This window comes from Thermincola sp. GK-1 (genome assembly GCF_059412445.1).
In genome coordinates, this window is sequence record NZ_JBSQAT010000026.1 from 1 (window position 1) to 20556 (window position 20556).

The 20556-nt window shown below is 47.5% G+C and carries 28 protein-coding genes; 24 read left to right on the forward strand and 4 right to left on the reverse strand.

Annotated features, from left to right (window positions below; translation table 11 throughout):
• The 5 genes from ACSNJE_RS15040 to ACSNJE_RS15060 all read left to right on the forward strand — a co-directional run.
• Positions 1 to 219 (forward strand): hypothetical protein (locus ACSNJE_RS15040; protein WP_495253012.1); only part of this gene is annotated, 219 nt, incomplete at its 5' end.
• 101 nt (positions 220 to 320) lie between these two features.
• Entirely contained in the window at positions 321 to 626 is a 306-nt protein-coding gene (locus ACSNJE_RS15045) for a YjcN family protein (RefSeq protein WP_495253013.1), read from the forward strand.
• 39 nt (positions 627 to 665) lie between these two features.
• Positions 666 to 899 carry a hypothetical protein gene (locus ACSNJE_RS15050; RefSeq protein WP_474774749.1) on the forward strand — a complete coding sequence of 78 codons (234 nt, stop codon included), beginning with the start codon at positions 666 to 668 and terminating at the stop codon, positions 897 to 899.
• Positions 900 to 1237: 338 nt separating this feature from the next.
• Entirely contained in the window at positions 1238 to 1510 is a 273-nt protein-coding gene (locus tag ACSNJE_RS15055; RefSeq protein ID WP_474661817.1) for a hypothetical protein, read from the forward strand.
• Between the two features lie 96 nt (positions 1511 to 1606).
• Complete coding sequence (locus tag ACSNJE_RS15060) at positions 1607 to 1912, forward strand: hypothetical protein (RefSeq protein WP_495253014.1); 306 nt, start codon at positions 1607 to 1609, stop codon at positions 1910 to 1912.
• Between the two features lie 11 nt (positions 1913 to 1923).
• Here the strand turns inward: ACSNJE_RS15060 and ACSNJE_RS15065 are convergent, their stop codons facing one another.
• Positions 1924 to 2238 (reverse strand): type II toxin-antitoxin system RelE/ParE family toxin, encoded by a 315-nt coding sequence (locus ACSNJE_RS15065; RefSeq protein ID WP_495253015.1) that lies wholly within the window; start codon positions 2236 to 2238, stop codon positions 1924 to 1926.
• Complete coding sequence (locus ACSNJE_RS15070; protein WP_052219041.1) at positions 2231 to 2497, reverse strand: type II toxin-antitoxin system Phd/YefM family antitoxin; 267 nt, start codon at positions 2495 to 2497, stop codon at positions 2231 to 2233. The genes ACSNJE_RS15065 and ACSNJE_RS15070 overlap by 8 nt, the downstream gene beginning before the upstream one ends.
• Positions 2498 to 2816: 319 nt before the next feature.
• Between ACSNJE_RS15070 and ACSNJE_RS15075 the strand changes: the two genes are divergently transcribed.
• Positions 2817 to 3431, forward strand: a complete 615-nt coding sequence (locus ACSNJE_RS15075) for a LysE/ArgO family amino acid transporter (RefSeq protein WP_495253016.1) — start codon at positions 2817 to 2819, stop codon at positions 3429 to 3431.
• A 90-nt stretch (positions 3432 to 3521) separates the two neighbouring features.
• Here ACSNJE_RS15075 and ACSNJE_RS15080 read toward each other — a convergent pair whose 3' ends face one another.
• Positions 3522 to 4184 carry a DUF1638 domain-containing protein gene (locus ACSNJE_RS15080; RefSeq protein ID WP_052219048.1) on the reverse strand — a complete coding sequence of 221 codons (663 nt, stop codon included), beginning with the start codon at positions 4182 to 4184 and terminating at the stop codon, positions 3522 to 3524.
• A 146-nt stretch (positions 4185 to 4330) separates the two neighbouring features.
• On the opposite strand from ACSNJE_RS15080, the gene ACSNJE_RS15085 reads away from it, so the two are divergent.
• The 17 genes from ACSNJE_RS15085 to aroA all read left to right on the forward strand — a co-directional run bounded on the left by ACSNJE_RS15085 (position 4331) and on the right by aroA (position 19671).
• Positions 4331 to 4717 carry a CidA/LrgA family protein gene (locus tag ACSNJE_RS15085; protein ID WP_049771622.1) on the forward strand — a complete coding sequence of 129 codons (387 nt, stop codon included), beginning with the start codon at positions 4331 to 4333 and terminating at the stop codon, positions 4715 to 4717.
• A complete protein-coding gene (locus ACSNJE_RS15090; protein ID WP_013120479.1) occupies positions 4692 to 5393 on the forward strand; it encodes an LrgB family protein in 702 nt (233 codons plus the stop codon). The genes ACSNJE_RS15085 and ACSNJE_RS15090 overlap by 26 nt, the downstream gene beginning before the upstream one ends.
• Before the next feature lie 92 nt (positions 5394 to 5485).
• Positions 5486 to 6724: a BaiN/RdsA family NAD(P)/FAD-dependent oxidoreductase gene (locus ACSNJE_RS15095; RefSeq protein ID WP_495253017.1), complete on the forward strand. Its 1239-nt coding sequence runs from the start codon at positions 5486 to 5488 to the stop codon at positions 6722 to 6724.
• A 98-nt stretch (positions 6725 to 6822) separates the two neighbouring features.
• Entirely contained in the window at positions 6823 to 7272 is a 450-nt protein-coding gene (locus ACSNJE_RS15100) for a hypothetical protein (RefSeq protein WP_052219038.1), read from the forward strand.
• A 50-nt stretch (positions 7273 to 7322) separates the two neighbouring features.
• Entirely contained in the window at positions 7323 to 7739 is a 417-nt protein-coding gene (locus tag ACSNJE_RS15105) for a HutP family protein (protein WP_013120476.1), read from the forward strand.
• A 23-nt stretch (positions 7740 to 7762) separates the two neighbouring features.
• A complete protein-coding gene (aroH, locus tag ACSNJE_RS15110) occupies positions 7763 to 8134 on the forward strand; it encodes a chorismate mutase (RefSeq protein ID WP_013120475.1) in 372 nt (123 codons plus the stop codon).
• 186 nt (positions 8135 to 8320) lie between these two features.
• Positions 8321 to 9787 carry an anthranilate synthase component I gene (gene trpE, locus ACSNJE_RS15115; RefSeq protein WP_495253018.1) on the forward strand — a complete coding sequence of 489 codons (1467 nt, stop codon included), beginning with the start codon at positions 8321 to 8323 and terminating at the stop codon, positions 9785 to 9787.
• Between the two features lie 3 nt (positions 9788 to 9790).
• The gene (pabA, locus tag ACSNJE_RS15120) at positions 9791 to 10369 is read left to right on the forward strand and encodes an aminodeoxychorismate/anthranilate synthase component II (RefSeq protein WP_474774535.1); all 579 of its coding nucleotides are present in this window, start codon (positions 9791 to 9793) and stop codon (positions 10367 to 10369) included.
• A 138-nt stretch (positions 10370 to 10507) separates the two neighbouring features.
• Entirely contained in the window at positions 10508 to 11554 is a 1047-nt protein-coding gene (trpD, locus tag ACSNJE_RS15125) for an anthranilate phosphoribosyltransferase (protein ID WP_474774536.1), read from the forward strand.
• A gap of 5 nt (positions 11555 to 11559) precedes the next feature.
• A complete protein-coding gene (gene trpC / locus ACSNJE_RS15130; RefSeq protein WP_052219033.1) occupies positions 11560 to 12354 on the forward strand; it encodes an indole-3-glycerol phosphate synthase TrpC in 795 nt (264 codons plus the stop codon).
• Positions 12354 to 12980 carry a phosphoribosylanthranilate isomerase gene (locus tag ACSNJE_RS15135; RefSeq protein WP_052219032.1) on the forward strand — a complete coding sequence of 209 codons (627 nt, stop codon included), beginning with the start codon at positions 12354 to 12356 and terminating at the stop codon, positions 12978 to 12980. Before trpC ends, ACSNJE_RS15135 begins: the two co-directional genes overlap by 1 nt.
• Positions 12964 to 14151, forward strand: coding sequence for a tryptophan synthase subunit beta (gene trpB, locus ACSNJE_RS15140; protein WP_474774537.1), 1188 nt, complete (start codon positions 12964 to 12966; stop codon positions 14149 to 14151). Before ACSNJE_RS15135 ends, trpB begins: the two co-directional genes overlap by 17 nt.
• A 2-nt stretch (positions 14152 to 14153) precedes the next feature.
• Positions 14154 to 14978, forward strand: coding sequence for a tryptophan synthase subunit alpha (gene trpA / locus ACSNJE_RS15145; protein ID WP_083436977.1), 825 nt, complete (start codon positions 14154 to 14156; stop codon positions 14976 to 14978).
• A 36-nt stretch (positions 14979 to 15014) separates the two neighbouring features.
• A complete protein-coding gene (gene aroF / locus ACSNJE_RS15150) occupies positions 15015 to 15920 on the forward strand; it encodes a 3-deoxy-7-phosphoheptulonate synthase (protein ID WP_427916568.1) in 906 nt (301 codons plus the stop codon).
• A gap of 238 nt (positions 15921 to 16158) precedes the next feature.
• On the forward strand, positions 16159 to 17172 hold the full coding sequence (aroF, locus tag ACSNJE_RS15155) for a 3-deoxy-7-phosphoheptulonate synthase (RefSeq protein ID WP_461569870.1): 1014 nt from the start codon (positions 16159 to 16161) through the stop codon (positions 17170 to 17172).
• A gap of 36 nt (positions 17173 to 17208) precedes the next feature.
• Positions 17209 to 18318 carry a prephenate dehydrogenase/arogenate dehydrogenase family protein gene (locus tag ACSNJE_RS15160; protein ID WP_495253019.1) on the forward strand — a complete coding sequence of 370 codons (1110 nt, stop codon included), beginning with the start codon at positions 17209 to 17211 and terminating at the stop codon, positions 18316 to 18318.
• 66 nt (positions 18319 to 18384) lie between these two features.
• A complete protein-coding gene (gene aroA, locus ACSNJE_RS15165; protein ID WP_495253020.1) occupies positions 18385 to 19671 on the forward strand; it encodes a 3-phosphoshikimate 1-carboxyvinyltransferase in 1287 nt (428 codons plus the stop codon).
• A 115-nt stretch (positions 19672 to 19786) separates the two neighbouring features.
• Here aroA and ACSNJE_RS15170 read toward each other — a convergent pair whose 3' ends face one another.
• Positions 19787 to 19999: a hypothetical protein gene (locus tag ACSNJE_RS15170; RefSeq protein ID WP_495253021.1), complete on the reverse strand. Its 213-nt coding sequence runs from the start codon at positions 19997 to 19999 to the stop codon at positions 19787 to 19789.
• Positions 20000 to 20157: 158 nt separating this feature from the next.
• Here ACSNJE_RS15170 and ACSNJE_RS15175 point away from each other — a divergent pair, with 158 nt between their 5' ends.
• Positions 20158 to 20319 carry a hypothetical protein gene (locus ACSNJE_RS15175; RefSeq protein ID WP_495253022.1) on the forward strand — a complete coding sequence of 54 codons (162 nt, stop codon included), beginning with the start codon at positions 20158 to 20160 and terminating at the stop codon, positions 20317 to 20319.
• Positions 20320 to 20556: the final 237 nt, after the last annotated feature.

The window sequence follows — 20556 nt, forward strand, 5'->3', positions numbered from 1 at the left end:
ACAAAACAAAAAAGGCCATACCAGTTCAAGCTGGTTATGACCGTATTATACGAACAACGCTGGAAACGGCTGCGCTGCGCTCCGACCCAACTTGCCCCGTCCTCGGTTGTCACGGTTTTTGCAGTTACCTGGCAAAAACCGCGCCACCAAGCAGGTGAGAGCAAGGTACGACAACGACCCGCCCCGCTGCTCATTTGGTACTACCAGACAATGCGGTAAACTTACGTATAACCGCGCTAAGTCGGTAATTGGGCCGGTCCTTCTCAACCAAGAGGTAAAGCCTACTTCAAATCAGCCGATTAAGTGGAGAGGTAATAATTATGCTGAAGAAAATAACTATAATATTAACTTCTTTAGTTGTTATAGGCGCATTGGTTTTTGTTATTTTAAACTTACCATCGGGAACACCGGAAAAAGCTATAAAGAAATATGTTTTACTAAAAGGAAACCCAACTGAAGCATTCAACTTACGAATTACGCCAACCAATTTTGAAGACAAGAATTATGGGAAACAGTTTATAGTAGAAGGTTATTATGATAACGAAACCGGAATGGAAATAAGATTTTTTTATCTTAAGAAATCTGATAGAGGATGGTATGTAGAAACCGCAGGCACAGGGCCTTAATATTTGATGGCTCCCCGCATGGTGACAATGAGAAATAAAATGAGGACCGGCGGCGAAGGAGGCCGTAGTAGCGATGCGACAATATTAGTGGAGGGAAGGGATTATTTTGAATACTACTTTGTTTTCATTTTAGGATTAGTAAACATTTTTATTATTATTTTAGCAGTTGTGGCGCTGGTTACAATAGTCTATGTTCTTCCAAAGCAACTTCTAAAAATTTCTCAGCAACTTAATGACCTGATTGAAGTGACCAAAAAGAACGAAGATAGTTAATAATTTAGAAACCGGTTTTGTTACTGAAATTTGAAAGAGTGCAGTAGCATCCTTAAAGGGATAAGTATTTATCATTACGGGTTTTCGTCACATGGTTAGGATCGGGTTTATGCCAGGATTGAAATTACCAATTGGTACCTCGTGTTCTTAATGCTGCTTACACCTACATGATAATGGAAGGCCTTTGTTTAATAAACAGCTAATTTGTTGTATAGTAAAAATATGGAACGGCTGCCCCGTATTCATGCATTATTTATGCAGCGAAGCTTACAGCGGCGCAGCATTTCGGTGGTTAGGTGAAATAACTGATGTTACTTACGGGTTGAAAGGAGTTTTTTATGAATAAATTAAAATATTTGTCTCGAACTGCATCGGTTTTACTTCTTATAGCTAGTATATTTGCTTGGGCTAAAGGGATAAGATTTAAAGATTCCGAGTTGTTGGCAACAATGCTTCCAAGCTTATTTGGGTTAGCTCTAGGCTATTTGGGCTTAAACAGATTAAACAAAAGAAATCTCATTGGAATTCTTGGGAACATCGGTTTCTTCGGAAACGTTATAATGATAGCAATTTGTGCACTAATCATTTTGGGATTTGGTATAGTTCCTTAAAGACATTGGGGTCATATCAGTTACATCACTTCACAACAGGCTAAACGGCTGCGCTGCGCTCCGCCCAACTTCGCCCGTCCTCGGCAGTCACGGTTTTTGCAGTTACCTGGCAAAAATCGCGCCACCAAGAGGTTGGGCCAGGGCCACTGCAATGACCCGCCCCGCTGCTCATTTGGTAGCACTGGACAGGCGGCACACTGGGGAAAGGCCGCCGCGTGCTCGGCCTACGGGCCGTTCCTGTTCAACAACGCAATAAAGCTGACACAAATGAGCGGCTTAGCAGAAATGCCGAATGACGGCTTTCTACACAACAGTTTTGGTGTCACGATTTTTGCAATTGCAGGCGCAAAAACCGCGCCAGCCATGCGGCCGGGGCAAGTTCGTTTCCAGCACATGCGTTAGGCGAAATCTGGCTATTTGGGGTCAATAAGAAAACAATATCTTCTCTTGCCATGTAGAATTCTTCTGATTTCAACAATTGTACCTTTTACAGCATAAAAGACCAGATAGTTGCCTATTATTAGCATTCTATAACCTTGTAATTGAAGTCGTCTGTCTTTTGGAATCTGTCCCATCAGTGCGAAATCTTCTAATTTCGAAATAGATTCGTCAAATTGGTCAATAAAGTTAATTGCGGCAGTAGGATTATCAGCCCTGATGTATTCTGTTATTTCCATAAAGTCTTTTTCTGCACTGGGAAGATATCTTATTCGATACTTTTTACCCATCGATGGTAGCCCTCATTTTCTTCATTAGAGCTTTATGACTGATAGTTGGTGCGCCGGAAGCACTTTCTTGCTCAGCCTCTCCTAGTTTTTGGTATAATTCAATTAGAGCTTCAAGTTTTTCATAAGTTGCCATACTCATAACAACCAAGTCGCCCTGGCCATTTTTGGTAATGAAGACAGGTTCGCCTTCATTATGACAAAGTTCAGATATCTGATTAAAGTTGTTTCTTAAGTCTGAGATAGGCCTAATGATTGGCATACGAGATCACCCCTTTATCATTTATCGTAATAATATTATATCATAAGAATGATAAAAAATATACTATTTGCTTGACGCCAGACATCACCTAACACAACGCCAAACGGCTACGCTTCGCTCCGACCCAACTTGCCCCGTCCTCGGCTGTCAGGCCTTTTGGGAGCCAGGGTTTATAAGGGTTGGGGTGAGCAAAAGTCGCGCCAGCCAGTTCGACAGACGTGTTCGTTTCCACAGGCAATGTGTTAGGTGAAAAGAACTAACGATTACAGCTAATATAGCCAAGTACTTATGAACTTTAGAAAAGGTGATAGTTAACATTATGATTACTGCAGCTATTCATGGTTTTCTTCTAGCATTTCCATTGATTATGCCATTAGGAGCTCAAAATATTTTTGTATTTAATCAAGGTGCATTACATCGTCACTTCGTTAATGTGTTACCGGTTGTCTTAACGGCTGCAATTTGCGATACCATCCTGATATCGCTGTCAGTGATGGGGATATCAGTATTAGTGTTTGGTTCGGTTATTATTAAGTCAGTATTAATTGGTATAGGTGTTGTTTTTTTGATTTACATGGGCTGGACTACATGGAAGTCAAAGATAGATAATAATGAGCAGAATACATATTCTTCATTTTCCCCAACAAAACAAATCATATTTGCTGCGTCAGTTTCCCTATTTAATCCGCACGCAATTATGGATACTGTAGGTGTAATAGGTACAAGTTCTTTGGCATATCAAGGTTTGGACAAGTTCGCGTTTGCATCAGCTACGGTACTGGTGTCATGGATATGGTTTTTTGGTTTAGCGGTAGCAGGGAGATTAACTGGGAATTTTGATAAGAAAGGTAATTTTATTATTGTGATAAATAAAATTTCTGCTTTTATTATGTGGGGAGCGGCAGTTTATCTTTTGTTATCCCTAAAAGGATAGTTGGTTAAATTAGGGTTGGCGAAGCTTCAATCCCATATGCTCAAGGGGTTTACACAAATTATTTTACAGTATAGCTTCTTTCAGTTCACGCTATTCCCTGGGTTTATCGGCAGGATCCATCGCGTTAATAAGCACATTTTTAAACCGGTCGAGGGAGACGTTCCGGGCTTCCAGGGGGATACCCATCCAGTCAGAGAAATCCAGAATTTCTTCCGGGTGTTCTTCCATGTACTGGTCAAAAAATCCAATGGAGTCCAGCATAATTGCGCCACCGGAGTATTGCGGAAAGTTTTCATTGGCGGTAGCCTTATCCCAACCCTTGAATTCATGTTCACGGTATTTTAACCAGCCCGGGGTGCAGAACCAGACCTTGCTGCCCTGGGCAATTTCTTCCCGTTCATCCACAGAAGCAATCATATCTATACAGTTATGCACAATAGTACGGGAGATGAAATAACCTTCTTCCCTCATTTCGTTTATTACCGTGTCAATTGTTCTGGTGGGATTTTTTATGTTTATGTAACAATAGGTTCCGCCGTAAACGATAATTATTTTTTTGGCGTACTTTTTAGCTTCGTTTAGTTGTTTAAGCAGTTGTTTTTCTAATTCATTGGGTGTCTGGTGCAAGCCGGGAGTAGTGTAAAGGATTTTAGCAGCATCCAAAAAACCGGTTGCCTTCAAGTAGTTTAATTCTGGGATCATCGTCCCGCAGGCCACAATAACGTAGTCTTGAAAAGAAACGTCCTTACTCATCTTGTTACCACCTTTCCGGGTTTTTAAATTAATTATATACCCTATAGGGGTATAGGTCAATAGATTGTGCCCCTTGTCTTTTTGTGCTAACGGTGATAAATTATACTATAAGGCTTGCTATGGAGACTTGTTTTGGGGGGAGGAGCTTGAAAAAGACAGTGCAGGTTTTTGAAGGCCTGGCAATTTTTTTATTTATGCAGGCCCTGGGAGAATTTATCACGCGAGCGACACACCTTATTTTGCCGGGGAATCTGACCGGACTTTTACTGCTGTTTCTGTCCCTTGTTTTGGGCATAGTAAAACTGGAGCAGGTAGAGGATGCGGCAAACCTGCTGCTGGACAACATGATGTCATTTTTTATTCCCCTGAATGTAGGTTTGATCACCATATTGCCCCTGTTGAAAAAAGAGGGAATGCAGGTGCTGATTACTTTGCTGGCCACTACCGTATTGGTCATGGTGGTGACAGCAAAAGTAATAGAGTTTATGGACAAGGGAGGTACGGCCGGTGACGCTGATAAAGGAAATGCTTAAGGAACCCGTGTTTCAGGTTGCTTTGACCCTGGCAGTATTTGTGCCCGTCAACAGGCTTTACCGGAAGGTGCATTTCTTCCTGTTCAACCCTTTGATTCTGGCCAGTGTTATTGTTATGCTTGTCATTCATTTTGCCGGCATTAATTACGATACATACAACCAGGGAGGCAGGATTATTACCTTTTTTCTGGGCCCGGCCACTGTTGCCCTAGGGGTGCCTCTGTATAAACAGATTCCTGTGATCAGGGAAAATTTCCGACCTATTATGCTCGGAGTGTTCACCGGAGCCGTCACTGCAGCTTTTTCCACTGTATATTTGGCGAAACTGCTGGGGGTAAGCAAATATGTGATCACCTCCATAGCGGCGAAATCCACCACTATGCCTATTGCTATCGGGATTACGGAAAAACTGCACGGCAATACTTCGGTCATTGTTTTTGCTGTGGCTGTTACAGGCATATTCGGCGGGGCTGTAGGAGCGGAAGTAATGAAGCTGGCCAGGGTGAAAAGCCGTGTGGCTACGGGCATAGGCATTGGGACGGCTTCCCATGCCGGCGGGACTTCCCGGGCTGTGCAAATTGGAGAGGTAGAAGGTTCCATGAGCGGCGCCGCCATAGTTCTGACAGGTATCGTTACTGCTATTATAGCGCCTTTTATAGTAAAGCTTTTAATATAGCTGTGGTGGCAAACTATTTAGAAAAATAAACCATACCACAGAGAACCCAGAGATTTTAAACAGGTTTTAAACCAATTAACAGAGGTGGACCCATGAAAACCGTTTTAGTCGTGGGCGCTGGGGCGGCGGGCCTTATGGCTGCAGGAAAAGCAGCGGAGGAAGGCGCCAGGGTTATATTGTTTGAGAAGAATAAACAACCAGGCAAGAAAATCCTCATTACCGGTAACGGCAGATGCAATCTGACTAACGAGGCAAATCTGCATGAATTTGTAAAAAGTTTTCCGGGTAACGGCCCGTTTCTGTACAGCGCCTTCAGCACATTCAGCAACTGGGATTTAATAAGTTTTTTTTCCGAACGGGGTTTAGAAGTAAAATTGGAACGGGGGGGAAGGTTTTTCCCCGTTACCGATAAGGCCGCCGATGTAGTGGCCGTATTGAAAAAATACTGTCTGGAGGCAGGAGTAGAGTTCCGGTGCGGTGAGACAGTGGAAGAAGTAATTATTCGGGACAGCCACGTAAAGGGTGTAAAATTAGCCGGCGGTGGGGAAGAACCGGGAAACGCAGTGATTATAGCCACCGGGGGGATGTCATACCCCAGTACCGGTTCTACGGGGGATGGCTACCGAATGGCCGAAAAAGCCGGTCATACCATTATAACCCCTAAACCGGCGTTGGTGCCTTTGGAAACAAGGGAAGACTGGGTCAAAGGACTGCAGGGGCTGACTTTACAAAATGTATTAATTAAGGTGATTGCTGCCGGAAAACCAGTAGGTGAGAAATCTGGCGAGATGCTATTTACCCATTTTGGTGTTTCCGGCCCTATAATCCTCACTTTAAGTCGCACTGTCCGGGAGAACCTGGAGTTGGGGCAGGAGGTAGTGCTGAAAATCAACTTAAAACCGGCCTTTACCCAGGAACAGTTGGATAATGTGATTTTACGGGATTTTGAGAAAAACCGGCGCAAACAATTGAATAACTCGCTGGGAGAACTGCTGCCCGGTTCGTTGATTCCGGTGATTATAAGGTTGAGTAATATTCCTGGGGACAAACCGGTGCACCAGATCAGTAAAAGGGAGCGTCTGAAGCTATTAGCCTTAATCCAGGGGCTCACCATAACTATATCCAGGAGCCGTCCGCTCAGGGACGCCATGGTAACCGCCGGCGGTGTATCAGTAAAAGAAATCAACCCCAAAACTATGGAATCTAAGTTAGTGCAAGGGCTTTATTTTGCAGGTGAAGTCATCGATATTGACGGATATACCGGCGGGTTCAACCTGCAGGCTGCTTTTTCTACCGGGTACGTGGCCGGGAAAGCAGCCGCACAAATGTAAAATATTGCGGGAAGAAAATGAAACCGGGCCGGGCTTGGGATAAAAATCCCTGCGCAGGAATATATAAAGTATAAAAACCTGCGGGGGTGATAAACTCAATGCGGTTGATCAAAATTATTGAACGCCTATTGGTCCGGGTCACATTAATGGGTTTGGTAGTTTTAGTGGCTGTTCAGACAGTAACCACCGGTTCGTTCAGTTCCATGCTGGATTTTTCTGTACCCAGCAGGCAGATTGCCGACAACCAAATGGTTATCGGACAGAACATAGGGGAAAAGTCTGTAGTCATTTTTTCACTGGTTGACTATACCTCGCTGGCCCAAGCCGCGATATACGTCAACGGTAAAAAAAGGGCCGATTTTGCTGAAAAATACGCTGCTATAGCCGTGTATCCCGGGGATTTGGTAGAGCTGGATGCATCTTTTTATGACAAACCTGTTTTTATTCAGGTCATGCAAAATGACCGGAAGGTAATCAAACTAAAGGAAGGAACCATAATCAGACTTCGCCATGAACGGAAAGCCCTGCCTTTGAACAACGTTGACTAATGGTAACCTCTGTAATATAATTAGATATCATTCGGTAGGACGGTGATATTGTGACCCTTATTGGAAGCAAGAAAACAGCCAGCGCGGCAATCCAAATGGCATTGACTGAGAGCAGGGAAGACGAAAAACTTTTGCAGAACAGGTTTCTTCAGGAAGGGATTAGATCGGCGGCCGTTGATTACGGTGGCGAGTTCATTACTTCGGTAAAAAAGATAGTCGAACGCGCCATTGTTGCTGCCAAGCGAGAAGGAGTAATCAGTGATACCCATACCGATGAGGGCGCTGTTGCCGGGGCTACCCGGGAAGCCCTGTCACAAATCATGCCCAAGGCTTTGGGATTAAACGTGGGAGGGAAGATCGGCATTGCACGGCAGAAGGACCATATAACAGTAGCCGTATTTTTTGGCATTGGATTGCTGCACCTGGACGAGGTGGCCATTGGATTAGGACACCGCGCCGTTCCTTAATTTAATACTACGGGGAGGATGGTATGATGGTAGAAAGATGGTATGTACGCGGAATACGTGGTGCGATAACCGTTAAGGAAAATAGCGCCCGGGAAATCTTTAACGCAACAGTGGAACTTTTGCAGGAACTCATGAAGGAAAACGGTGTGGAAATTGAGGACATAGCCAGCATATTTTTTACTACTACACCTGATTTGAATGCGGAGTTTCCGGCTCTGGCGGCAAGAGAGTTAGGATGGAAGTATGTGCCCCTGTTGTGCGCCAGGGAAATTGATGTCCCCAAGGCCATGTCCGGGGTTATCCGGGTGCTGATGCATGTAAATACTACCAAAAAACAGGACGAGATAAAGCACCTTTACCTGCGGGATGCCACCAAACTTCGCCCGGATCTTTAAACAATTGTTGACAGACGGGCTTATCCCATGTTATATTCAGTATAAGCTGAGTTGAGTTTTTACGCAGTTGAGTATAGTCGAGAAATAGCAGAGCAGAGCTGAGCTGAGATGAGGTCTGGGATATGTATATTTAAACCAGTACTCATTTGAGTGCTGGTTTTATTGTTTTTGCGGGGAGATGGGAACATGATTTATCCATCGGAAAATGATTATTTGCAAATGGCAGAAGAATATAACCTGATACCTGTACATACCGAAGTGGTAGTTGACACGGATACACCGATTACGGTTTACGCCAAAGCGTGCCAGGGGAAACAGGGGTTTCTGCTGGAAAGTGTGGAAGGTGGTGAAAACCTGGCCCGTTACTCTTTTATGGGGTTTGAACCGGTAATTACCTTTACCAGCAAAAAAGGAGCGGGGAAAATTATTGAGGGGGATTATATATACGAGTTTTCCGGTTCTCCCCTGGCAGAACTGGAAAAGTTGATGCAAAGATTTAATGCCCCTAAATTAACTGACCTGCCCAGGTTTTATGGCGGAGCTGTCGGGTATTTCGGCTATGATACCGTCAGGTTTTTTGAAAAGCTGCCCGACTGCAATATGGATGATTTGGATTTACCCGAATGTCACTTTATTATTACCAGATTTGTTTTGGCTTTTGACCATATAACCCATAAACTGAAGATTATCTGCAATACTATGCCGGGTAAAGATTCACGGCTACAGTACATGCAAGCGGTGAAAGACCTGGAAATTATCAGAAAAAAAATCCTGCAGCATAACATTTCTGTTTTGTCCCGAGGGAGTACTCCTGAACAAAGCGGAGACATAAAATCCAACCTGCCGAAAAGAAAATTTCTCGAAATGGTAAACAAGGCCAAGGAATATATTAAGGCCGGCGATATTTTTCAGGTAGTGCTGTCACAAAGATTCAGCCTGCCGCTGAATACCGATCCTTTTTCCCTGTACAGGACTTTGCGAGTAATAAATCCGGCGCCATATCTGTACTTTCTGGATTTCGGAGAAATCCAGATTATTGGGTCTTCGCCGGAAATGCTGGTCAGGGTTGAGGACGGAATCGTGCAAACCTGTCCCATCGCCGGAACCCGGCCCAGAGGGGTAACCCCTGAGGAAGACCGGGCCTTGGAACAAGAACTCTTGCAGGATGAAAAAGAACTGGCGGAGCACCTGATGTTGGTTGATTTGGGCAGAAATGACTTGGGCCGGGTGTGCGAATATGGTAGTATAGAAGTAACGGATTTTATGGTTGTTCAAAGGTATTCCCACGTAATGCATCTTGTTTCCAGTGTAAAAGGCCATTTAGCGGAAGGAAAGACAGCTTTTGCAGCCCTGCAGGCCTGCTTTCCTGCCGGCACCTTGTCAGGGGCTCCCAAGGTCAGGGCTATGGAAATAATTGAGGAACTCGAACCCACCAAACGTGGATTATACGGCGGGGCCATAGGGTACTTAAGTTTTACGGGTAACATGGATACCTGCATTACCATCAGGACCATTTTGGTCCACCGGGGTATGGTCCATATTCAGGCAGGGGCGGGTATCGTAGCTGATTCCGATGCGGAAAGGGAATACCAGGAAACGTTAAACAAGGCGCGAGCACTAATCGAAACACTTGCTTTCAGGGAGGTTGGATGAAAAGTGCTGTTAATGATTGACAACTACGATTCTTTTACTTACAACCTAGTCCAGTACCTGGGGGAACTGGGGGCAGAAATCACTGTTTACCGGAACGATAAAATTACCTTACCGGAAATAGAGGAGCTGAATCCCGATCATATTATCATCTCCCCCGGCCCCTGCACGCCCAATGAAGCGGGGATATCCCTGGATCTAATCAAATATTTTGCCGGGAAAATTCCCATTCTCGGGGTTTGTCTGGGTCACCAGGCCATCGGTCAGGCCTTTGGCGGGAAAGTAATCAGGGCAGAAAACCTCATGCATGGCAAAACTTCCCGGATATACCACGACGGCCGGACGATTTTCCAGGGAATTCCGTCTCCGTTCACGGCTACCCGTTACCATTCGCTGATCGTGGAACGGGAAACCTTACCCTACTGCTTGGAAATTACTGCCTGGACGGACCAGAATGAGATAATGGGTATCAGGCACAAGCAAATGGCTGTGGAAGGAGTCCAGTTCCACCCCGAATCAATTTTAACTGAAGCCGGAAAGACATTGTTGAAGAATTTCCTGGCTTTGTCAGTAAGGCAAAAGTAAACAGTTGACAGTTAGCCAAAAGTGGGTCTGTAAACAGTAAAGCGAAAGTAGGTCTGGGGGAGAAGAGAGACTTAATTGCAGAGGTCAATAATCTACCTTATTGACCATTAGTAGATGAGTTGAGAGGAGGAGAGTATAGTGTTAAAGGAGAGCATTAGCAAAGTTGTGGCTGGGCAGGACCTGAACGAAGAGGAAGCTGCCGGGCTGATGGAAGAAATTATGAGTGGGCGGGCAACGGACGCCCAGATAGCTTCTGTAATTACCGCTTTAAGGATTAAAGGGGAAACTGTTGATGAAATAACCGGTTTTGCCCGGGTTATGCGGGCTAAGGCTACCCCGGTGCCCACGTCCCGTATCTTGCTTTTGGATACATGCGGAACCGGGGGCGACGAAGCCAATACATTCAATATTTCCACAACAGTTGCTTTTGTTGTGGCCGGGGCCGACGTGCCTGTGGCCAAACACGGCAATCGTTCTGTTTCAAGCAAAAGCGGCAGTGCTGATGTCCTGGAAGCCCTGGGCGTCAACCTGAACCTACGGCCTGAGCAGGTGGGAGCTTGTATCGACCGCATAGGCATCGGGTTTTTATTCGCTCCTGCATTGCACGGGGCGATGAAATATGCTATTGGGCCGAGGCGTGAAATAGGAATCAGGACTGTTTTTAATATCTTGGGGCCCCTTACCAACCCTGCGGGGGCGCAGGTCCAGGTCGTAGGAGTTTACGACGAACGCCTGACAGAGGTATTGGCCGGTGTGTTGGCCAAACTGGGCACCAAGGCGGCTTTTGTGGTCCATGGCGCCGGGGGTATGGATGAGGTTTCCCTATCGGGTCCGGCAGTTGTCAGTGAGGTTAAAAACGGCAGGGTTCATACATACCAGTTGGATCCTCTTGATTACGGTTTTCAACGGGTGCCGAATAATGCCTTGACCGGGGGGGATCCGGCAAAAAATGCGCGCATTACGCGTAATGTTCTGGAGGGGGCGCCTGGCGTGCATAGGGATGTAGTTTTGATAAATTCGGCTCTGGGCCTGGTTGCTGCCGGATTCAGCAGTGACATCGCCGACGGGATAAAACTGGCGGCAAAGTCTATTGACAGTGGAGCGGCCTTAAAAAAATTAAAGGACCTGATTAAAATAACCAATGAGATGGCCATGGAAAACCAGAGGGTCAGCCAGGGGGCATAAACGGGATGATATTAGATAGTATTCTCAAGGAGAAAAAGCAGGAAGTGAAATTAGCAAAAACCCTTAAATCAATGACGGAAATGAAACAGAGCCTGGCTGCTTTGCCCCCTGCCAGGTCTCTCGTAAAAGCGCTGGATAATAGGCCTGCAATGGGATTAATAGCGGAAATAAAAAAAGGTTCTCCTTCCAAAGGTATTATCAGGGCAGATTTTGACCCTGTTGAGATAGCTAAAATTTATACGGCTTCCGGAGCGGCAGCCATTTCAATTCTCACCGATGAAAAGTTTTTCTTCGGCAGTTCTGCTTACCTGCAGGCCGTGCGAAAAGTTACCGACCTGCCGCTCTTGCGCAAGGATTTTATCATTGACCCCTGGCAGGTTTATGAAAGTCGCTGCCTGGGAGCTGACCTGATCCTGCTAATTGCAGCTGCTTTGGATGATAAGATGCTCCCCGAGTTATTTGATCTGGCGACAGAACTGGGCATGGAATGCCTGGTGGAGATTCATTCGGAAGAAGAATATGAGCGGGTCAAAGGGCTGCCCCTACACCTCTTGGGGATCAATAACCGGGACTTGCAGACCTTTCATACTGACCTCAATACTACCGTTAATCTCTGCGGCAAGATACGGGATTCCAAAGGTTGTAAAATTGTCAGTGAAAGCGGCATTAAAAACGGTAATGATGTTAAATTTTTAAAGAGCCACGGTGTGGATGCCGTTTTGGTGGGCGAGTCATTGATGCGGGAAAAGGATATTCGGCAAAAAGTTCTTGAACTGCTGGGATGGGAGGGGGTTGCCTGATGGTCAGGGTAAAGATTTGCGGCATTACAAACCCTGCTGATGCTGTAGCGGCGGCTTCCTACGGAGCCGATGCCATCGGTCTCGTTTTTGCCACCGGGCGCAGGCAGGTAACCATAGAAAAGGCCCGGGAAATTGCCAACGCCGTACCCCCCTATGTAAATATTGTCGGGGTATTCGTGGATGAAGCTGTTGGCGAGGTAAACAGAATAATAGACTGGGTGGGGCTGGACACAGTACAGTTGCACGGCAGCGAGAGCCCTGAATACTGCCGGGAAGTCAGGGCTAAGGTGGTCAAAGGTATAAGGGTCAGAGAGGGTTACCTTGAAGAACTGGCTTCATATAAAGGTTGTGTCAGTGGGTTTTTATTGGACACTTTCGTCCCGGGGCAGCCGGGCGGTACCGGGCAGACTTTTGACTGGTCCTTGGCAGTGCACGCCAAAGAGTACGGCCCTGTAATTCTGGCCGGTGGTTTAACCCCGGAGAATGTACGGAAGGCTATCGAAACAACACTGCCTTACGGAGTGGATGTAAGCAGTGGGGTGGAAACGGGTGGTATGAAAAACCAGGATAAAATGCGCAGATTTATTGAACAAGTGAGGAGGTACAACTATGCAGGTACTGCCTGATAAAAACGGATATTACGGGGAGTTTGGCGGCAGGTTTGTCCCGGAGACCCTCATGCCGGCTCTTTTCGAGCTGGAAGAAGCCTATTTACAATACAAAAATGATCCCGATTTTCAGGCCGAATTCAGAAAATATCTTGCCGAATATGTGGGCCGGCCCTCGCGCCTTTACTTTGCCAGACGGCTTACTGATTACTGCGGTGGCGCGAAGATATATTTAAAAAGGGAAGACCTGAACCATACCGGCGCCCATAAGATCAACAACACCATCGGACAGGTGCTGCTGGCCAGAAAAATGGGCAAAAAACGGGTGATTGCCGAAACAGGCGCCGGTCAGCACGGAGTGGCTACAGCGACGGCGGCAGCTCTGTTCGGCCTGGAATGTGTTGTTTACATGGGCGAAGAAGACATAAAAAGACAGGAACTGAATGTTTTCCGGATGAAAATCCTGGGGGCTCGGGTGCAACCTGTGTCTTCCGGCAGCAGGACCTTAAAAGATGCTATGAATGAGGCCATTAGGGACTGGGTTACCAATGTCCGGACTACTTTCTATGTTTTGGGATCAGTAGGCGGACCCCATCCCTATCCTATGATCGTGCGGGACCTGCAGTCGGTAATTGGGCTGGAGACCAGGCAGCAAATTCTGGAATTGGAAGGAAAGCTGCCTGATTATCTGGTAGCCTGCGTAGGAGGCGGTAGTAATGCCATGGGTTTGTTTCATCCGTTTCTGGATACGGAAACGAAGATGATTGGGGTCGAGGCTGCGGGACACGGACTTCATACACCTTATCATGCGGCTACATTGACGAAGGGCAGCAAAGGGGTCTTGCACGGGGCTTACAGCTACCTGCTGCAAGACGATGACGGCCAGATTTTGGAAGCCCATTCTGTTTCGGCCGGTCTTGATTATCCGGGGGTTGGACCGGAACACAGCTATTTAAAAGAAACAGGTCGTGTGACATATACATCTGTTACGGACCAGGAGGCTCTGGAGGCTTTTCAGGTCCTATGCCGGACGGAAGGAATTATACCGGCCCTAGAAAGTTCCCATGCCCTGGCGGAGACTTTAAAACTGGCTCCCAGGTTAAACGGGGATCAGGTCGTGGTGGTAAACCTTTCCGGGCGGGGCGACAAAGATGTTCAGACGGTGGCGGCTTTACTGGAGGTGGACTAGGGATGGCTTATGCTGATGAAAAGACCATGCTCTTAGAAAATAGAATAAAGCAGAAATTTGATAACCTGGCCAGGCGTGGGGAAAAAGGCCTTATAACTTTCGTCACGGCCGGCGATCCTGATCTGGAAACTACAGTTCGCCTAGTGCTGGAAATGGAAAAAGCCGGCGCCGACATTGTGGAACTGGGCGTACCTTATTCTGACCCGTTGGCTGACGGGCCGGTCATACAAAAGGCCTCTTTGCGGGCGTTAAAAAACGGTACTGCCTTAAAGGGAATTTTTGGTGCAGTACGGGAAGTCAGGAAGCAGAGTAACATACCTTTAATTTTAATGACTTATTATAATCCTGTTCTCAGGTACGGACTGGCGGCATTTGCTGCTGAAGCCTTAACGGTGGGAGTAGATGGCGTCATTGTGCCGGACCTGCCTGTAGAAGAAGCCGCTCCTTTGGAAAGGGAACTTACGGCCCAAGGGTTATATTTGATTCCCCTGGTCGCCCCCACAAGCGGGGCTGAACGTATAAAACGGATTACTGCCGGTGACAGGGGTTTTGTTTACTGTGTATCTCTGACAGGGGTAACAGGTATACGGCAGGGGGTGCCGCCAGGCCTGGAGGATTTTCTTGACTGTGTGCGAAGAAATACCGCCAATCCGCTGGCCGTAGGGTTTGGTGTTTCCCACCCGGAACAGGCCCGGGAAATTGCAAAACATTGTGATGCTGTCATAGTTGGCAGCGCTTTGGTAAAAACTATTGAAGAATATCAGAATTCACCTGATTTGCTGGTTCACGTAAAAAACTTTGTTCATAGCTTAAAAGAAGCGATATAATTATAGTATATACGGTTCGGTAGTGTACCGGCCGGCATTGTTTTTAAAGCTTTGTTTATCTTGGGGGTCAGGACAGTGAGACATGATGCTTTGGTCAGCAGGGAAACCAAAAAAGACGATACGATAGTAGACATCAAGGGAATAAAAGTTGGCGGTAACAATATCGTGATAATTGCAGGACCCTGTGCTATAGAGGATAAGGAACAATACCTGGAAACGGCCGTGACATTGAAACGGTTGGGAGCGCACATGCTCAGAGGCGGCGCCTTTAAACCCAGGACCTCTCCCTATACTTTCCAGGGTCTTGCTGAAGAAGGATTGAAGATAATAGCTGAAGCGAAAGAACTGACTGAGATGCCAGTGGTTACTGAGGTGCTTGATACCAGGGATGTGGAACTGATTGCCCGTTATTGCGATGTTATCCAGGTGGGCAGCAGGAACATGCAGAATTTTGTGCTTTTGAAAGAAGTGGGCCGGTCTTCTTTACCGGTGCTTCTGAAAAGGGGATTATCGGCCACTATTGAAGAGTGGCTGATGGCTGCTGAATACATAATGGCCGAGGGGAACCATAATGTTATCTTGTGTGAACGAGGCATCAGGACCTTCGAAACATATACCAGGAACACTCTCGATATCAGCGCAATTCCTGCTGTAAAACACCTGTCGCATTTGCCTGTTATTGTTGACCCAAGCCATGCCGCAGGCAGGTGGGGGATGGTGGGACCTTTGTCTAGGTCAGCCGTTGCCGCAGGCGCCGATGGACTACTGATAGAAGTGCATCCTGAACCGGAGTTGGCCTTGTGCGATGGCGGCCAATCTCTTACACCGGAAAACTTCGCCAAATTGATGAAAGAAGTGAGAGCGGTGGCGGCAGCCGTAGATAGAACGTGCGATAAAGAGGAAAAGGTTTCTTGTCAAAACAAAATTAATATGGTACGATAAAATTGTAGGATGGTTGGAATTTAACATTAAAAAAAAAGCGGTAGGACGGCAGGAAGGGAGGTTAAGTGGCTATGGAAAAGTATGCCTTAGGCGCTCCTTTTTGGAGTGCTTTTTTAATATCCGGGTAATGGGTGTTTCATGATTTTTTCGCAAATTACAGAAAGATAGGAAGTTGAAGGGTAAAAGATTTTTGCAAAAAAAGGAAAGGGTAGAGGAAAATTTAAAGTGAGGGATAAATATGATTGTTGTTATGAAACATGATGCTACCCAGTCACAGATTGAAAACGTAAAAAACCGTTTAGCGGGGCTGGGTTTCAAGATTCATTTATCAGAAGGTGTGGAGAGGACCATAATAGGGGCTATAGGCGATAAGTCGCTTTTATCGGAGATTGCCCTGGAGGCGATGCCTGGGGTCGAAAAGGTAGTGCCCATTCTACATCCCTATAAACTTGTCAGCAGGGAATTTAAGCCTGAGTATTCCAGAATAAAAATCGGCGATCTGGAAATTGGCGGGCGGCAGATTCATGTCATGGCGGGCCCTTGTGCCGTAGAGAGCAGGGAACAGATAATGACTACGGCGAAAGCAGTGAAAGAGGCCGGAGCTACCATTTTACGAGGCGGGGCTTTTAAACCCCGTACTTCCCCCTATTCTTTCCAGGGTTTGGAGGAAGAAGGTCTGAAGATGTTAGCAGAAGCAAGAGAAGAGACGGGCCTGCTGGTAGTTACTGAGGTTGTTGATCCCAGGACGGTGGAGCTGGTCTGCAAATATGCGGACATTCTGCAGATAGGCGCCAGGAACATGCAGAATTTCTTCCTGCTAAAAGAGGTATCAACCATTAAAAAACCTGTCATTCTAAAACGCGGGCCTTCAGCCACCATAGAAGAATGGTTGATGGCTGCCGAATACATTATGTCCGGCGGTAATTACGATGTCATATTATGTGAACGGGGTATCCGGACCTTTGAGGAACACACCAGGAATACCCTTGATTTAAGCGCTGTTCCGGTGGCCAAAAACTTGTCGCATCTGCCGGTTATTGTTGACCCCAGCCACGGTACGGGCAAGTGGATGTATGTACAACCCATGGCCAGGGCAGCCATAGCGGCCGGGGCCGACGGACTCATGATAGAGGTGCATCCCAATCCGGCCGAAGCGCTGTCCGACGGGCCACAATCCCTGACGCCGGAGAATTTTGCCCAACTTATGAACGAGGTCAGGGGTATTGCGGAAGCTATGGGGAGAACTTTATAATCTCCCTTATAGCAATTGTTTTGGGAGGGAGTTAGAATGCAGCCGCTGTGGGAACAGGTGACTATTGTCGGTGTCGGATTAATAGGCGGTTCGCTGGGGATGGCATTGAGAAAGAAGGGTTTGGCCAAATCTGTTATTGGCGTGGACGTAAAAGAGAAGATACTTGATACGGCAGTGGAAATGGAGGCCATTGACCGCGGCATCGTTGATTTGCAGGCAGGGGTTGCGGAAGCCGATTTGGTTGTATTGGCAACTCCCATCTGCACTTCTGTTCGGATATTAACAGAAATAGCGCCTTTCCTGAAAAAAGGGTGCGTGGTTACTGACGTAGGCAGTACGAAAAACCTTATTGTTGAAACAGCAGCAAGGATAATGCCTGAAGGAACGGTGTTTGTCGGGGGACATCCCATGGCCGGGTCCGAACAGGCCGGCGTTAACGGAGCCGATTTGTACCTGTTTGAAAATGCGGTACATATACTGACCGTGATGCCGGGCACCCCGGAAGAGCCAGTACAAAAGCTGAAGCAGACTGTAAATTCTATTGGCGCCAGGGTGTTGGAAATGAACCCGGTACAGCATGATTTCCTTGTGGCCGGCATCAGTCATCTGCCCCATATTGTGGCTGCGGCGTTGGTCAATACCGTAGGCCGCCTGCATAAGGATTACCCGGACATATTGGGGCTGGCCGCCGGCGGGTTCCGGGATACCACCCGCATAGCATCAGGCCACCCTTTGATGTGGAGGGATATATGTACCACAAACAAAGAGCAGATATTGGAGGTTCTGAAGATATTTAAAGAAACATTAAATGAGATGGAGGCCATGATCGACAACTGTGACGAAGAGGGGATCGAGGCTGAGTTCAATAGGGCGAGGGAAATACGCAGAGGTATTCCAGCCAGGATGAAGGGTTACCTGCCTGTACTGTATGAGATAATAATTTATGTACCTGACCGGCCCGGCGTCATTGCCGGAATAGCGAGTTTACTGGGAGAGGCAGGAATAAATATCAGTGATATAGAAATTATGCGGGTAAAAGAGGGCGAAGGTGGTAGTATCCGCCTTGGCTTTGGTTCTGCCGAAGATCAGGAAAAGGCATTAACTTTGTTTAGAGAAAACAATATTAAGGCAAAAATAAAATTGTAAAAGATTATTAACATGTTATAAGATATTTTCGAGATGTTTTATCGGATACATTGAACGGGGTGTGCTATGAAGTATAGAGTATCAGGCGGCGTAAAGCTAAGAGGAACAATTGCCGTTCCCGGTGATAAATCCATATCCCACCGGGCTGTTATGATCGGCTCTCTGGCTGAGGGGCCCACAAGGATTGAGAATTTCCTTATGGGAGCCGATTGCCTGAGCACCATCCGGTGTTTTCGGGCCATGGGGATTGAAATTAATATAGAAAAGGATAACATTGTCACCCTGGTGGGGAAGGGGTTGAGGGGTTTGCAGGAACCCGGGGACATCCTTGATGTTGGCAATTCAGGAACGACCATCAGGCTGATGACGGGTATTTTATCGGGCCAGCCCTTCTTTTCTTCTGTGACAGGTGATGAATCCATCCGGAAAAGGCCTATGGACAGGGTCACCATCCCCTTAACCAGAATGGGCGCCCACATCTGGGGCCGCGAGAACGGACGGCTTGCACCTCTGGCTATAAAAGGAGGAGAGTTATATCCAATTGATTTTGTTTCTCCTGTAGCCAGCGCCCAGGTGAAGTCGGCCGTTCTCCTGGCCGGACTTTTTGCTTCCGGGCAAACAAGGGTGGAGGAACCTGTTAAGTCAAGGGACCATACGGAACGGATGCTCCGGTATTTTGGGGCTGATATTGAGGTCGAAGGCAACAGGATATCGGTAACGGGATTTCCCGAGCTCACAGGCAGGGAAGTCAGGGTACCGGGGGATATTTCCTCGGCGGCTTTCTTTATTGTTGCCGGGCTGACAACTCCCGGTTCAGAACTCATGCTCCGGGAAGTGGGGCTTAATCCGACGCGCGACGGCATTATTGACGTATTGCGGCAAATGGGTGGCCGGATTGAAATTTTAAACGAAAGGGAGGTATCTGGGGAACCCGTTGGCGATATATTGGTTAAATCCAGCCTATTAAGAGGCGTGGAAATTGACGGAGCCATTATTCCCCGACTGATCGACGAGATTCCCGTTTTGGCCGTGGCAGCGGCCGTGGCGGACGGAGAAACGGTCATCCGGGATGCCGCTGAGCTCAAAGTGAAAGAGACCAACCGCATTGCTACCGTAACAATGGAGTTAGCAAAATTTGGGGTAGAAGTGGATGAACTACCGGACGGGCTGCGCATAAAAGGGGGGAGAAAGCTGCAGGCTGCCTTCTGTGACAGCCACGGCGACCACCGGATAGCCATGGCTATGGCTGTAGCCGGGCTGGTGGCAGAAGGGGAAACAACAATTGACGGCTGGGAAGCCGCAGATGTTTCATTTCCAAACTTCGGGGAATTGCTGGAAAAGATTGCCCGATAAAAGCGGCCTCATCATCCGACACCGACGCCGGAAACCCGGCCGCAAGCCAGGATAACGATTTGGCCGGGTTCAGCGATTTCAACGTTGCAATGGAAGGGTGGGTGGGATGACCCGGCTACCCCGGAGCTTGGTGCTGGAGAATGGCGGCAGGGTAGGAGGGTATCCCCGCTACCCGGGAGCTTTGTGCTGCAAACCCTTGCCGGGCAGGCAGCGTTCCCGAACTCGATGGCTCATAATGCATTTCTTGCGGGTCAGGCCGCCTCCCGTCCAGCCACTCAACTTGCGTTGAGTGCCGGACTTCCCCGCGGCCTTCGCCATCTTCGGACATGCGGGAACTCTCTGCCTGCCCGGCAGCGGATTTGCGGGCGCAGTCGCTCCCAAACGGTAGCGGAGAACCCTGCCTACCCTGCAGAGTAAGAGGGAAAGTAGCCGCTGCCCGTGAAACACTTTTGCCTAAGAATGGCCGCTGCCCGGTGAAACAATGAGTTGCGACTTGGCGGAGGGCAGTTAGCCGGTGTTAACGACAGTGAGGGCTTGAAATCACTGTTTCCGGCACGGACGCCGGAAACCCGGCCGCAAGTCAGGACGACGATTCGGCCGGGTTCAGTGATTTCAACCGAACGGAGTTTACACCGGCTCTGCCCGTAGACTTGGAGCAACGGTTGTTTCACCGGTGTAGCGGCCTTCCACAGGGCAAAGGCTGTTTTACCTCCATAGCGGCAGTTCCTACCGAAAACAGCACAGAGGGTCAGCGTTTATGGCTAACCCCCTGTCAGACTGTATGAGCATTTATACAGTTTCAGCCATGTCCCGGCCAATAACCTTTTCTAAATCAAGGATTATGACCAATCCCGATTCCATTTTGGCCACCCCGGTGATGTAATT